16 protein-coding genes are annotated in these 15,030 nt (G+C 31.2%); 1 reads left to right on the plus strand and 15 read right to left on the minus strand.

The genetic code is table 11. From position 1 onward, the window contains the following. Positions 1 to 13: 13 nt before the first annotated feature. From Q326_RS0105955 to Q326_RS0105995, 10 genes are all read right to left on the minus strand, one after another. A complete protein-coding gene (locus tag Q326_RS0105955) occupies positions 14 to 1,498 on the minus strand; it encodes a complex I subunit 5 family protein (protein ID WP_051531222.1) in 1,485 nt (494 codons plus the stop codon). Then, positions 1,491 to 1,853, minus strand: a complete 363-nt coding sequence (locus Q326_RS0105960; protein ID WP_156936257.1) for a sodium:proton antiporter — start codon at positions 1,851 to 1,853, stop codon at positions 1,491 to 1,493. Before Q326_RS0105960 ends, Q326_RS0105955 begins: the two co-directional genes overlap by 8 nt. A gap of 14 nt (positions 1,854 to 1,867) precedes the next feature. After that, a complete protein-coding gene (locus Q326_RS17905) occupies positions 1,868 to 2,287 on the minus strand; it encodes an MnhB domain-containing protein (protein ID WP_051531224.1) in 420 nt (139 codons plus the stop codon). Next, positions 2,284 to 2,580, minus strand: a complete 297-nt coding sequence (gene mbhE, locus Q326_RS17910; protein ID WP_051531227.1) for a hydrogen gas-evolving membrane-bound hydrogenase subunit E — start codon at positions 2,578 to 2,580, stop codon at positions 2,284 to 2,286. The genes Q326_RS17905 and mbhE overlap by 4 nt, the downstream gene beginning before the upstream one ends. Continuing rightward, positions 2,577 to 2,816 (minus strand): hydrogenase subunit MbhD domain-containing protein, encoded by a 240-nt coding sequence (locus Q326_RS0105970; protein WP_026894538.1) that lies wholly within the window; start codon positions 2,814 to 2,816, stop codon positions 2,577 to 2,579. The genes mbhE and Q326_RS0105970 overlap by 4 nt, the downstream gene beginning before the upstream one ends. Further along, complete coding sequence (mnhG, locus tag Q326_RS16860; protein WP_245592062.1) at positions 2,803 to 3,111, minus strand: monovalent cation/H(+) antiporter subunit G; 309 nt, start codon at positions 3,109 to 3,111, stop codon at positions 2,803 to 2,805. Before mnhG ends, Q326_RS0105970 begins: the two co-directional genes overlap by 14 nt. Next, positions 3,108 to 3,380 carry an MrpF/PhaF family protein gene (locus Q326_RS0105980; RefSeq protein ID WP_026894539.1) on the minus strand — a complete coding sequence of 91 codons (273 nt, stop codon included), beginning with the start codon at positions 3,378 to 3,380 and terminating at the stop codon, positions 3,108 to 3,110. Before Q326_RS0105980 ends, mnhG begins: the two co-directional genes overlap by 4 nt. 6 nt (positions 3,381 to 3,386) lie before the next feature. Continuing rightward, complete coding sequence (locus Q326_RS0105985; protein WP_169733576.1) at positions 3,387 to 3,875, minus strand: Na+/H+ antiporter subunit E; 489 nt, start codon at positions 3,873 to 3,875, stop codon at positions 3,387 to 3,389. 262 nt (positions 3,876 to 4,137) lie between these two features. Next, positions 4,138 to 6,138 (minus strand): sigma-54-dependent Fis family transcriptional regulator, encoded by a 2,001-nt coding sequence (locus Q326_RS0105990; protein WP_051531230.1) that lies wholly within the window; start codon positions 6,136 to 6,138, stop codon positions 4,138 to 4,140. A 129-nt stretch (positions 6,139 to 6,267) separates the two neighbouring features. Beyond that, positions 6,268 to 7,995, minus strand: coding sequence for a phospho-sugar mutase (locus tag Q326_RS0105995; RefSeq protein WP_026894542.1), 1,728 nt, complete (start codon positions 7,993 to 7,995; stop codon positions 6,268 to 6,270). 237 nt (positions 7,996 to 8,232) lie between these two features. Between Q326_RS0105995 and Q326_RS0106000 the strand changes: the two genes are divergently transcribed. Then, positions 8,233 to 9,129 carry a fumarylacetoacetate hydrolase family protein gene (locus Q326_RS0106000; protein ID WP_026894543.1) on the plus strand — a complete coding sequence of 299 codons (897 nt, stop codon included), beginning with the start codon at positions 8,233 to 8,235 and terminating at the stop codon, positions 9,127 to 9,129. Here Q326_RS0106000 and Q326_RS0106005 read toward each other — a convergent pair. From Q326_RS0106005 to Q326_RS0106025, 5 genes are all read right to left on the minus strand, one after another. Beyond that, positions 9,110 to 10,501, minus strand: coding sequence for an amidase (locus Q326_RS0106005; protein ID WP_051531232.1), 1,392 nt, complete (start codon positions 10,499 to 10,501; stop codon positions 9,110 to 9,112). The two genes, Q326_RS0106000 and Q326_RS0106005, sit on opposite strands and share 20 nt — an antisense overlap. Before the next feature lie 4 nt (positions 10,502 to 10,505). Next, positions 10,506 to 11,060 (minus strand): hypothetical protein, encoded by a 555-nt coding sequence (locus Q326_RS17915; protein ID WP_026894545.1) that lies wholly within the window; start codon positions 11,058 to 11,060, stop codon positions 10,506 to 10,508. Positions 11,061 to 11,079: 19 nt separating this feature from the next. Next, positions 11,080 to 11,661, minus strand: a complete 582-nt coding sequence (locus Q326_RS0106015; RefSeq protein WP_205687649.1) for an LOG family protein — start codon at positions 11,659 to 11,661, stop codon at positions 11,080 to 11,082. A gap of 109 nt (positions 11,662 to 11,770) precedes the next feature. Continuing rightward, complete coding sequence (gene alr, locus Q326_RS0106020; protein WP_026894547.1) at positions 11,771 to 12,937, minus strand: alanine racemase; 1,167 nt, start codon at positions 12,935 to 12,937, stop codon at positions 11,771 to 11,773. Positions 12,938 to 13,077: 140 nt separating this feature from the next. Next, complete coding sequence (locus Q326_RS0106025) at positions 13,078 to 15,009, minus strand: NAD(+) synthase (protein ID WP_250160313.1); 1,932 nt, start codon at positions 15,007 to 15,009, stop codon at positions 13,078 to 13,080. Between the last annotated feature and the right edge of the window lie 21 nt (positions 15,010 to 15,030).

The following is a 15,030-nucleotide window of genomic DNA, read 5'->3' on the forward strand; positions in this document are numbered from 1 at the left end:
ACTACACCGTCCTCTATCCTTTAATTCCTGTCATTATAATACCTATTATTTCTTTAGACATAATACCTACTATTATCATACTGGCTGTTAACAATAATACAGGCAATAACTCTTTTATAGGCTTATTTTTACCTTTATATATTTTGCCCTTTAGATTTTCTTCTCCAAAATATCCATTAATAACTACAGGAAAATAATAAATAGCATTTAATAAACTACTTAAAAGCACCACTCCTAAATAGACTATTTTACCACTTTCTATACTGGCCAAAGATAAATACCATTTACTAATAAATCCTGGCAATACTGGTATCCCTACCATGGATAATGCCCCTAAAGTAAATATAGCCAATGTTACAGGCATTTCTTTTCCTATGCCTTTCAAATCATCTAGTTTTTTCTTTCCTGTCTGTTCTATCATAGACCCTACTGATAAGAATAGAGAAGATTTAGTTACAGCATGACCTATAATATGAAAATATGCTATGCCCAATCCCAATTCATTGCCTAGCCCTATACCATAAAATATATATCCCATCTGTGCCACACTAGAATATGCAATAACTCTCTTTATATCTTTTTGTAATATAGCCAATACTGAGCCCACTATCATGCCAAGACTACCTAATATTAGTATTAATTTAAGTATGGGGAATACACTAACTATCTCAAACCCAAACATCCTATATAATATTTTAATCAAAAATAATACAAATGCCTTTAAGACAAGAGCAGACAATAATGCACTAGATGTGGATGGAGCACTGGAATGAGCATCGGGAAGCCAGACGTGTAACGGAAACATTGCGCTCTTAACTCCAAGACCAATAGTAAATAATCCCATAGTTATCAAAATAGTCTTTTGATATGATTCATATACATTTATTATCTCTTTATGAACAAATGTCATATTCAAATTACCAGTTATAGAATAAATAAATGCTATACCCATCAGTACAAGACCTGAACCTAAGCTACCTAGTACTAGATATTTTAATGTTGCCTTTATATTTTCTTTTTTATCCTTTACTACTATAATTCCACATGAAGCCAATGTGCTTACTTCTACAAATACAAATCCATTAAATAAATCATTTGTATAGGCAATCCCCAATAGTGACCCTATTAATATATTTATCAATAAATAGTATAGAGGTATTCTATTATCTTTAATATCTTTTTCAGCACTATATATTGAATACCACAATATCAATGTAGCTACTCCAGTAAATAATATAGACATTATTCCTTCTATGATTCCTATCTGAAATTCAATACCCCAAGGAGCATCCCAATGTCCTACCCTATAAAAGAAGCTACCATTGGTCCTTACATATACATAAGTTAGTACAGACAATATCATTGATATGATCATCGAAACTATACTTAGTCCTTTAACAATCTTTTTATTTTTTATTATAGGCATAGTAAAAGAAGTAATAAATAGCATCAAAATAATTATTAACGGAAAATTCTTGAAAAATTCTATGTTAATCACTCCTCATCTTCATTATTTCGTTTAATTCTATAGTTCCATATTTTTCATATAATCTAATAGTAAGAGCCAACGCAAAGGCCGTTATACTCACTGCTACTACTATTCCTGTAAGCATTAATGCTGTAGGCACTGGATTTATATATGCATCAACTCCCTTGTGCGCCCCTCTTATAATGGGTGCCTCTCTTCCAGCTATATATCCCTTAGCAATAAAGAATAAGAATACAGCGGTATCCATTATATTCATTCCAATAATTTTTTTTATTAAATTATTATGCATAAGTAAAGTAGCAAAACCTACTCCAAATAAGATTATAGACCCTGTCTCTAAATAATTAGTAATCAATCCTTCCATGTACATTACCCTCTCTATATATGTCCTTCATAAAATAAACTGAAAAAGAAATAAACTGTAACAGATACTATAGCTCCTACACATATATTAAGTGGTAAAAGATACCCACCACTCAATATATTTCCTGCATTACCCAATGGCATAGAAAACCCCTCTATATGACTCCCCCCTGTAATAAAACTAAATCCCTTTAAAATCCCATATATTATCAATGCAAAGGACAATATCTTAATAAGCCTATTATAGCTAAATTTCTTAGATGCCTTTTCACTTCCCATAACCAACCTATATAGTATTAAACTAGCTCCGATTATAGTTCCACCTGCAAATCCCCCTCCAGGAGATAAATGTCCATGAAATATCACATATATACCAAATACCTGAATAAAAGGTATTACAAGTTTTGTAACTTCCTTCAATATAACTGTATTCATTTTTTCCTCCTGTCCATTTCATCTTGATCCTTCTTCAAAACTACTAAGACTGTCATTGCACCAGTAAATAAAACCGTGGCCTCAACAAATGTGTCCAATGCTCTATAGTCTAATATTATGCCTGTTACAATATTTAACGCACCTGTTTCCTCTACACCTTTTTCAACATACCTATGTTCCACATAATTATCTGATGGATTATGGGGTCTCCCAAATTTAGGGAGTTCATTTACTCCTACTAACAATATTACGATAATACCTATAGCTAAAAGTATAGATACTGCCTTTCTCATTTTCCGACCCCCTTAATCCTTTTCAATGTAAGCACAAATAGCAATGTTGTTATCCCTGCACCTACAGCTGCCTCTGTAATGGCTAAATCTGGTGCATTGAGCTGCTGCCATAATATTGCCATTATAAGACTATAAACCATAAACACAATAATACTACTTAACATATTCTTTAAAGCAGAAACTGCTATTGATGAGCCAATAAGTATTAAAAGCATTACAATACTAAATATCTTCATTTTCATTCACTCCAAAGGATTTTTTTGTATTATATGCTGCCTTAGCTATTAGATGAGTTGCAGTGGGATTTGTCAACCATAGAAATAAAATTATCAACAAAAGCTTTAAACTTGAAAAATTAAATCCACTATATATAATAAGTGCCAATAAACATAAGAATGCCCCCAATGTATCACATTTTGCAGCACTATGTGCCCTAGTAAACAAATCTGGAAATCTCAAAAGACCTATTGTTCCAACGCAAAAGAAAAATAATCCTCCACATAACAATATAGTCATAATTAAAATTTTCAATGGCTTTTTCCTCCACTTCTTTCAATAATATTTGATATAGCAATAGATGCTATGAAGCTAATAAGGGCATATACTAAAACCACATCTATAAAATAAGTTTCCCTTAATATAAAGGACACTATGGAAATAATAACTATGGTCTTAGTTCCTATAACATTTATAGATATTAATCTATCAGCAGGAGTAGGTCCCTTTACTGCCCTAATCATACATAAAATTACAGTTATCGATAAAAAAATAATTGCAAAAACAAATAATTTATATTCCATATTCAATTACTCCTCTATTTTTAAAAGTATCTTCTCAAATTTAGAATTAACAACACTGTCAACGTATTCCCTTTCTAAACAATGTATAGTAAAAGTATCTCCCTGTAAAATTACTGTTAATGTTCCTGGAGTCAATGTTATAGAATTTGCTAAAACAGTTTTTGTAAAGTCTTTCTTCAGTCTAGTATCAAATTTAACTATGGTAGGAGATATTTTCATCTTTGGACTCAATACTATTGCAGCCACATGAAAATTGGCCATTACTATTTCCTTTAATAAAGTAAAAATATATATAGTTAAATAATACATTTTATGGTATATATTGTATACTTCTTTTCTTTTAGAAAACATATTATCTTTATTAAGTATATAAATTAATGCAATAATAAATAGTCCTATTCCTATCACTTCTAAAGTTAACTTTTCAGAAAGAATTATCCAAAATAAAAGTAACACTATTATTTGTCTCATTGTTCTTCTTTTAACAATTTCCAACACGCACATCCCCTCTGTTTTAAATAATATAGTATATTTTTCTCCATCCAGATTATATAATTGCAACAATTATACCAATGATAATTCTGAATATTTGAAATATAGTTCAGTTTTAGTAATAATCACAAATAAAAAAATAAAAAAAATATATAGGAAAAGACATACCTCCCATTGCATATCTTTTTCTATATATTTTGTTTCAATTTGATACATATTTATTATATTATTTTATTATTTGGTGTTTCATTATGGCACATGTGTATCATTTTAACACATGGTCCAGTCCATACTTCCTTATTTTCCTGTAAAGTGTACTTCTTCCAATGCCTAGAATTTTCGATGCCATAGACATATTTCCTGATACTTCTTGTATAGTTTTTGCTATAGCACTCTTTTCTATCTCTTCTAAAGTTAATAATTTATCATATCCATTGGCATTTTCAACATGATTTACCTCTATCATATGTGTAGGTAGTTGTTCATACCTTAATACTTGATTATTTTCAGCTGTATTTATAACTAATTGCATTACATTCTGTAACTCTCTCACATTTCCTGGCCAATTATACTTTAGCATCCCTTGATAGAATCCATTATTTATACCCTTTATATTCTTTCCCATTCTCTTACTAAACTTTTTTAAGAAATAGTCTATGAATATCCTTATATCCTCTTTCCGTTCTGTTAAAGAAGGTATTTTTATAGGCATTACATTTAATCTATAATATAAATCCCTTCTAAAATTTCCTAGTTCAACCTCTTTTTTTAAATTCTTATGAGTGGCTGCAATTACTCTAACATCTACTGGTACAACATCATGCCCTCCCACTCTTACCACTTCTTTAGTCTCTATAACCCTTAACAAATTTGCTTGAGTATCTAAAGGCATATCTCCTATCTCATCTAAAAAAATAGTTCCTCCATCGGCCAATTCAAACTTTCCAGGGTGCCCTCCCTTCTTTGCACCTGTGAAGGCTCCTTCCACATATCCAAATAATTCACTGGCAACTAACTCTCTAGGGATAGCTCCGCAGTTTAAAAACACAAATGGATTTCTTCTTCTATTGCTTTCATTGTGTATGGCTTGAGCAAACATTTCCTTGCCTGTTCCACTTTCACCCAATAATAAAATAGTAGCATTAGTTTTGGCTGATACCTTTGCCAATTTTATAGCTTGTTTAATCTGTTTACTTTCTCCTAATATGTCATCGAAAGTAAATCTAGCAACTGCACCTACAATCTTATTTACCAAATTATGCACTACTTTAGCTTCTTTAAATGTTATAACTATACCTTCTACCTTATTGGATTCTATATCCTTTATAGGCGTAACATTTACTATACATGCTATCTTCCGTCCAGATTTACTTTTAAAATATATTTCTTCTTCTTCATATCCCCTACCTAATTCGATTCCTTTAAAGATTTTAGTACTATTTCTTTTATCCAATATATAATTTATATTTCTTCCTATTACTTCTTCTTCTTTTATATTTAAAAGATTCCTAGCAAAAAAATTTACCCTTTTTATTATACCTTTATTATCCATAGAAATAAGTCCTTCGGATATGGATTCCATAATGGCATGAAAATGCTTATTAGCCATTCTAAGTTTTTTATTGGTTTTATCTAATTTAAGCTCATATTCTATAGCCTCTGCAGATGCTATAACCATTCCCAATGTATGGGGATGCACTTTATCATAAATTCCAGACATACTCAATACACCTATAGTTTTACCCTTTCCATCTTTTATGGGACATGCTGATGATGTCCAATTATGGTAAAGACTACAATAATGCTCTGCTGCTAATACTTGAATAGGTTGGCCAGTAACAAGAGCCGTACCTATTGCATTGGTACCTATTATATCTTCCGTTACATTACAACCTTTATGCATATTGATATTGTCATGCTGTTCCAATAGCTTAGTATCTCCTCCAACTTGAAGTACATAGCCTTCTTTGTCTGTAAGTCTAACTATAAATCCAGTATTGCCTACAATTTTATATAGACTTTCCATAAAAGGCTGGGCCATCTTCAATAAAAATTCAAACTTTTCATATCTTTTAGATAATTCCTTGTCTGTTAATTCTGTTTTTATATTTGGTTTAAAGGCATTTACTCCCTTTTCTCTACACCTTAACCATGAATTGGCTATAGTATCTCCTACTATTTCCCTCTTTAATACACCTTCATTAATAAAGGCCTTCCTTGCCTGTAGAATTTTTTCATTCTTTTCTAGCAGGAATTTGTTGGGCATAAAATTCCTCCCCCATAATAATTTAAATTTAATATTTAATTGGGCACAAAGAATACTCTTTGTGCCCAATTACTAAATTCATATTCTTCTATTTTATATTTTACTACATGTTAAATTTAAGTTCAAATCCTAATCTATTGAGTTTAATCTTTTCTTTACCTCTGTAGCTATTAGATCTAACTTATTTCTACCATGTGGTAATGAATCTGATTTCCCATATATATATATTTTAAGTTTTGGCTCTGTTCCCGAAGGTCTTATGGCATACCACGAACCATCCTCCAATATAAATTTAAGTCCATTAGTCTTAAGATTTCTTTTATCTTGAGCTATACTTCCATCTTCTATATCCTTTATCTCTCCCGTTCTGAAATCTATAACTTTTTTTACTTTAATTCCATCAAAATCTATGGGATAATCTCTTCCGTACTGTTCCATCATCCTAGATATTCTATTTTTACCTTCTACTCCCTCTAATATAATATTAACTAAATCCTCAACATAATATCCATGAGTATCATATATGTCCATAAGCACATCTAATAATGTCTTATCCTTTGTTTTATAATATGCTGCAGCTTCTGCCAAAAGCATAGAAGATATTACTGCATCTTTATCCCTTACGAAGGTTCCATATACATAGCCTATACTCTCTTCATATCCAAATATAAACTTTTCTTCTCCATTTTTTTCTATCTCATTTACTTTTCCACATATGTTTTTGAATCCTGTCAATGTCTCTATAGTTTTAACTCCATAACTCTCCGCTATTACTTTACCTAAGTCACCAGTAACTATAGACTTTATTATTACGCCATTTCTAGGCAATGTCCCCTGCTCTTTCCTTGATTCCAATACATAATTTATAAGCAAGGCACCTATCTGATTTCCATTTAAAGCTATATATTCTCCACTATCCATATTAACCATACACGACACCCTATCACAATCAGGGTCTGTCGCTATAAGCAAATCTGCATCTACTTTTTTTCCCAATTCTTGTGCATATTTGAATGCCTTTGGATCCTCAGGATTTGGATATCCCACTGTTGTAAAATCAGGGTCTGGATTTTCTTGTTCAGGTACGACTATTATATTATTAAAATTCCTTTCTTTTAATACCCTTCTAACTGGTTCGTTTCCTGTTCCATTTAGTGGAGTATATACTATCTTTATATCCTTATCTATTTCTTCTCTAATAGCTAAATCCTTAACCTTTTCGATGTATTCATTATCTATTTCAGTACCTATATATTCTAAGAGGCCTTTTTCTTGTGCCTCTTCTTCATCTATAGTTTTAATCTTAGAATAGTCTGATATATTTTTAATATTTGAAGTTATTTCATCTGCAATATTAGATAATATTTGAGATCCTTCTTCCCAATACACCTTATACCCATTATAATCTTTGGGGTTATGACTAGCCGTTACTACTATCCCCGAAATAGTATTAAGCCTTCTAACTGCATAAGACAGTTCAGGAGTTGGTCTAACATCTTCAAACAAATACACCTTTATGCCATTTGCAGCCAATACCAATGCAGCAGTTTTAGCAAAAAAATCCGAAAAATGTCTAGTGTCATAGGCTATAGCCACTCCTCTATCCATAGCTTGTTTTCCTCTAGATTTAATAGTATCTGCAAGACCTTGAGTTGCCTTAGATATTATGTATTTATTCATCCTATTGGTTCCTGCCCCTATCTTGCCTCTAAGTCCAGCAGTGCCAAATTCCAATTCCTGATGAAACCTATCCCTTATCTCTTCCTCATCGTCTTTTATATTTTCTAATTCCCTCTTGGTATCTTTATCAATATAATCATTTTCAATCCACTGTCTATATGTTTTTTTAAATTCCATAAATACACTCTCCTCTCTTCTATATTTCTACCCAATTATCATTATAATATAATATTATTCTATAATAAATTAGAACTTAATTTTAATCAATTAAAACACAGGAAATAATAATTATTACATAGTTAAAGATATTATTGAAAGGTTATTTTCTATAAAGTTAAAAAATTTATAATTTTTAGAGGAATAAAACAACTTTTGTTGAAAATAAAAAATAAAGAACTTTTAGGAGGTAAAAAAATGTATTTTTTAACTTATAACTACAATAAAAAAACTGAACCAGGATTAATGGACAATGATAAGAATAATATCATACCACTAAAAAACATTTTTAATAAATTAGATTTAGACTTTAATGGAGATTTGAATTCTCTAATAGACATTTTTAACAAGGATTTATTTGAACAAATAAGTGAAATAATAAAAAATTGGGATGGAAAATTAATTCCATTGGATGATGTTAAACTATGTGCTCCTATACCTTACCCAAAGAAAAACTTAATATGTCTTGGGAAAAATTACTTAGACCATGCCAAAGAAACGATGGGGCTTAAAGGGTCAGAAGATAATATCCCAAAATATCCAATATATTTTAATAAATCCGCTAACCCTGCCATAGGAGATGGGGACATTATTTTAAACCATAGAGATATAACTAATATGATAGATTATGAAGTAGAACTAGCAATTGTTATAGGTAAAGATGGAATAAATATCCCAAAAGAGGATGCTGAAGATCATATATTTGGATACACTATAGTAAATGATATATCTGCAAGAAATATTCAGAGAAAACATGGACAGTGGTTCAAAGGAAAAAGTTTAGAAACCTTTTGTCCCATGGGCCCATTCTTGGTACACAAATCTCAAATTCCATTCCCAGTTGAGCTAAACCTAATTTGTAAAATAAATAGTGAAATAAGACAAGATTCCAATACTAAAAACCTTATTTTTGATATTCCCTATATAATAAGCGATTTATCTAAAGGCATGTATTTAAGAAAAGGAGATATTATCGCTACAGGTACACCTTCTGGCGTAGGTTTAGGATTTAAGCCCTTTAAGTTTTTAAAATCTGGTGATTTAATAGAATGTACTATAGAAAAAATAGGTACCCTTAGTAATAAAATGGCTTAACCCATCCACCAAATATATCTTCTAATTTTTTGGCCACTGCAAAGGCTATATCTTCTCTAAAATGTCGTGCAACTACCTGTATAGCTATGGGAAGTCCATCTGATGATGTGCCACATCTGACTGTCACTACGGGATTTCCAGTAAGATTAAAAGTCTTAGTATAGCTATACGCCCTCCTATTTTCCTTATTTGATGCCTCTCCATGCTTCATAGCTGGATATGCATTAACTGGACATAGTATTACATCATAACTATCCATAAATATAGCCATATTGGCTCTAATTTTGTCCTTCATATATAATAATTCACTGAGTTCTTCAGCACTTATCCCTTTATTTTGAGTAAATGCCCATTTCAATGATTGATGAATTTCTTTTGTATTATATTTATCTAAAATTTTTCTAACCCATTTTCCTCCATCAGAAGCAAAAATTTTACCATATACTCTATCTGTATACTCTATATAAGATGGTAAATCCTGATCTACACTGCTAACTATATTCTTTAGTACCATAGCCCCTTCTTTTATAACATCAATAGTGTCTTTTGAAGGTGTCAATATCCCATTATCTATAAAATATGCGATCCTAAGGGTGCTTAAATCTACATCCCTACTATCATAAATGGGCATATTAACAACTGTTGAAGGATCATTAGCATCATATCCTGACAATATAGGTAATAAATATTCTAAATCCTCTATATACTTGGCCATTGGACCTATTTGGGTCATGAAATCTAATACTCCACCAAAGGACACTATATGCCCCGCCCTAGAAATTCTCCCATAAGTAGGCTTTAATCCTGCTATCCCACAATTATGGGCTGGCAATCTTATGCTTCCTCCTGTATCACTTCCTATCCCTAATATGGAACACCCCGACGCTATCATTGCAGCTTCTCCACCACTGCTCCCTCCAGAAGTCCTCTCTAAATCATAGGGATTATTAGTCCTTCCATATACAATATTATCCGTTTCAAATATAAGAGTTAACTCAGGAGTATTAGTTTTACCTAAAATCAATGCCCCTTGTTCTTTTAATCTTCTCACTACCTCTGCATCTTTATCAGGTATATAGTCTTTTCTCCCTAATGTACCCGCTGTTGATACTATCCCACTGGTATCAAAAGAATCTTTTATTGTGACTGGAATTCCATGCAATTTACCCAAATACTCACCTTTATTTAATCTTTCATCGGCTTTTTTTGCTTCTTTTAAAATGTCTTCATTTATTTGTACTAAACCATTTAAACTGGGATTAAAACTTTGAATTCTATCTAATATAATCTTAACCAATTGATATGAAGATATTTTTTTCTCTATTATGGCATTATATATCTCTTTAATGGGCAAGTCTAATATTTCTTTCACAATGTCAACTCCTTAAAATATCTTTCTCTTCAAGACATCTATTTGCCTTCTTAAAAAGTTCCAACAGTATAATCATTTTTACTATAGCACCTATAAATATAGGTAAAAAAAGTAAAATTAAAACTTGTGGCATAACACTACCTATCAATGTAAATATAAATACTCCCATAGTTATATATAAATATATTTCCCATCTTTTAATTGCCATCTTTTCTAAGGGATACTCTTCTTTATTTCTTGCCATTTCAGCTATACCATAACATATATTATATATCATCATTAAACTTAATACTGTGGCAACTATACTTGAAATGAACAAAACCACGTATAATGGGTCAAACATCCCTGTATCTATCTTAAATTCATAGATGTCTGCAATAGATATAATAGCCAATGGTAATGCAAATCTTCTAGCCTGATAAAAATAATCACTTTCAGAGGCAAGATAATTCAATGCTGAATAGATCATAATATAGCCTATAATATCTGGTAATATATCCACACCTTGAATTCTAAAGTCAAATAAAAATATGAATCCCCAAAATATTTTATTAAACATATTTAATATCCTACCCCCTTTAATCTTTAATCCATTTTTCTATTTTTACTGGTTTAAAAGATTCCATTTTTTCTATTAATGTATATGGATTTTCATCATGAATAATTATATTTTTATGTTCTTCTTTTAAAAACTTTTCTTTTACCATATGACTCAACAATTTTATGTAATTATCAAAATAATTGTTTATATTAAGTATGCCTACAGGCTTATTATGATATCCCAACTGATGCCAAGTGAACACCTCTGTTAGTTCTTCTATGGTACCTATCCCTCCAGGTAATGCTATGAAGCCATCAGACAGTTCATACATTTTAGATTTTCTCTGGTGCATATCATCTACTATATGTAATTTAGACAGTGATACATGTTCAACTTTCTCATACAATCTTTTAGGTATCACCCCTATGGCATGTCCTCCATTATCCATTATACTCCTGGCCAATTCTCCCATTAGACCAACATTTCCACCTCCATAAACTAGCTTTATATCCTTTGAAACTAAATATTTTCCTAACTCCCTTGCTATCTCTCTGTATTCAGGTATTCTGCCAAAACTAGATCCACAAAATATACATAAAGTATTTAGTCTTTTTGTCAAAAATATTACCTCCATCTGTAGTTTCTTTTAATTCAAATTTTCTATAATATCATATCAAATTATTCAAAATAAAGAAAGCATGGTAATAATAACCATGCCTTAATCCTATCTATAGATCTAATAAATAATCTGTAACATTATATATCTCATTGTCTTTTACATAAACTCTGGGGATCCTCTTATTTAACATACACAATACAGCTGCTGGTATATTGCCTATTTTATTTGCTATCTCCTCTATAGTTATTTCTTTTTTACCTTTACTTCCCATAAGTACAACCTCATCACCTCTATTTACATCTAATCCAGTAACATCTACCATGCATTGATCCATACACAATCTTCCTACTATAGGAACTATGGTATTTTTAACAATACAACTACCTTTATTACTAAGCAACCTACTAAAACCATCTGCATATCCTATGGGCACTGTAGCTATCTCAGACTTTTTCTTTGTCTCATATGTTAATCCATAGCTTAATTTTTCACCTTTGTCCACTTCTTTCACATAGGATATCTGTGCCTTTATTGTCAAAATATTTTTTAGCTTCAATACCTCTCTATCTGCTTCAGGATAGGGATATACTCCATATAATATTATTCCTGCCCTTACCATATTATAATTTAACTCTGGAAAATTCATTATAGCTGCACTATTGCACACATGTTTTAATGGAATATCTATATTAAGTTCTTGTAACCCTTTACAGACATGATTAAATTTTTCAACTTGTTTTAAAGTATATTCTCTGTCATCGTCTGCTGCTGGAAAATGTGTAAATATCCCTTCTACCTCTACATTCTTCATGTTAAAAATATCTTTAATGATCTTTATATTTTCACTATTAGGCATGAATCCTAGCCTATTCATCCCTGTCTCAATCTTTATATGTAGTTTAACCTTATTATTTGTTGCCATAGCCACTTCTGAAAAAAACTTAGCCTGATCATACGTATATACTGTCAATGTTATGTTGTTTTTTATAGCCTTTTCCGCTAGATACTCTGGAGTATATCCCATTATAAGTATATCTACATCCTCTACATATTTTCTTATATGCAATGCCTCTGAGAGGTGGGCCACACCATATCTTCTAACTCCTTCTTTAGCCAATGTCTTTACTATTTGAATAGCTCCATGCTCATAGGCATCAGCCTTTACTATTGCCATTAGTTCTGTTTCCTTTTTTAATAGCTTTCTGATCTCTTTATAATTGTAGATAAGCCTATCCAAATCAATCTCGGCCCATACAGGTCTAGTTAACTTTTTCATCATAATTCCCCCTTAATCATTTTTCTTTTGTGACTTTTCTGAATTTTATTCCTTTTATTTATTTTCGCTATATTTCTACAAAATCCTCTATTATAATTAAAACTGAATAAAAAAAATAACCTTATATAAGGTTATTTTTTCTAATCTAATTGGTCTATCCATATCTGATAATCTGCATCTGAAGGCATTCTCCAGTCTCCTCTAGGAGAAAGACTTACTGTACCAACCTTTGGACCATCGGGTAAACATGACCTTTTAAACTGCTGAGTGAAAAATCGTTTATAAAACATCTTTAAGTATTTTTTTATATTTTCCAATGAGTATTTGTTACCAAAGGCCCTCTCTGCCATTATCATAAGCTTTTTAGGCTCTGTGCCTTGTCGAATAGTATAATATAAAAAGAAATCATGCAATTCATAAGGGCCAATTATACTTTCTGTCTTCTGGGCTATTTTTCCCTCTTTATCGGGAGGCAACAGTTCAGGACTTATAGGAGTATTAATAATACTATATAATATCTTTCTAGTTTCCTCGTCTATATTATTATCTGCTACCCATTGTACTAAAAATTTAACTAATGTCTTTGGTATACTACAATTTACTGAATACATAGACATATGATCTCCATTATAGGTTGCCCATCCCAATGCTAGTTCTGATAAATCTCCAGTTCCTATAACCAAACCATTTGACTTATTGGCTAAATCCATAAGTATTTGTGTCCTTTCTCTGGCCTGTACGTTTTCATATGTTACATCATGTATATCTGGATCATGTCCTATATCTTTAAAATGCTGCAAGCAGGCATCTTTTATATCTATTTCTTTAAATGTCATTCCCAGTGATTTTATAAGACCAACTGCATTATTGTATGTATTATCTGTAGTTCCAAACCCTGGCATAGTTACTGCTATGACATTTTCCATAGGTATATCTAATAAATTAAAGGTTTGATATACTACTAATAGTGCCAATGTAGAATCTAATCCTCCTGATACCCCTATCACTGCCCTTTCCATGCCTATATGTTCCAATCTCTTTGCCAATCCTGAAACTTGTATATTAAATATTTCTTTACATCTTTCATTTATTTGTACATGGTTAGATGGTACAAATGGTGTAGGAGATATATTCCTATTTACTCTGTCCATATCTATATGGCTTTGTTCTTCAATGTCTACTACAGTATAGTTATTATTTTGATTAAATCTCTGACCATCAGAAAAAGTCCTGTTAACCCTTCTTTCAAAAGATAATCTATTTACATCCAAATCAGCAAATATAATCTCATTTTTTCTACTGAATCTGTTAGAAGTGTTAATTTGTTCCCCATTCTCACAGATTATACAATCCCCTCCAAAAACTGTATCGGTAGTAGATTCATATACACCTGCAGAACTATATACATAACCACATAGAGAACTTGCACTAAACTGTCTTATCAATTGTCTTCTATAATCAGATTTGCCAACTAATTCATTACTAGCTGATAAATTCACTATTATATTGGCTCCATTCAAAGTTAAATAACTACTCCTTGGTATAGGCGCCCACAGATCCTCACAAATATCTGCTGCAACACCATATCCCATTTCTTTATTCTTAAATATTATATTTCCAAAGGGATATTTTTCTCCAAATACTTCTACTTCCTTAATTTCATCCATTATATTTATTCCACTGGCAAACCATCTTTTTTCATAAAATTCATTATAGTTTGCTGTATATATTTTGGGAACTATTCCTCTAATCTTACCTCTTTGTATTGCCACTGCACAATTGTACAAATCATCTTTTACATTAATAGGTAACCCCACAAATATTAAAGTATCTTGATCTGTTGTACTATTCATTAATCTTTTTAATTCTATCAATGCTCTATCTAATAATGTATTTTGACTAAACAAATCCCCACATGTATACCCTGTTACACAAAGCTCTGGAAACACTAATATATTAGCCTCTTTTCCTTGCTTACAAGCCTCTATTATCTGGTCTACATTATATCTCGTATTGCCTACTTTTAATTTTGGAGATGCCGCAGCCACTTTGATAAACCCATAATTATTCACTATATGTTTCACTCCTTTGTA

The organism is Clostridiisalibacter paucivorans DSM 22131 (assembly GCF_000620125.1).
In the GTDB taxonomy this organism is placed as follows: Bacteria; Bacillota; Clostridia; order Tissierellales; family Clostridiisalibacteraceae; genus Clostridiisalibacter; species Clostridiisalibacter paucivorans.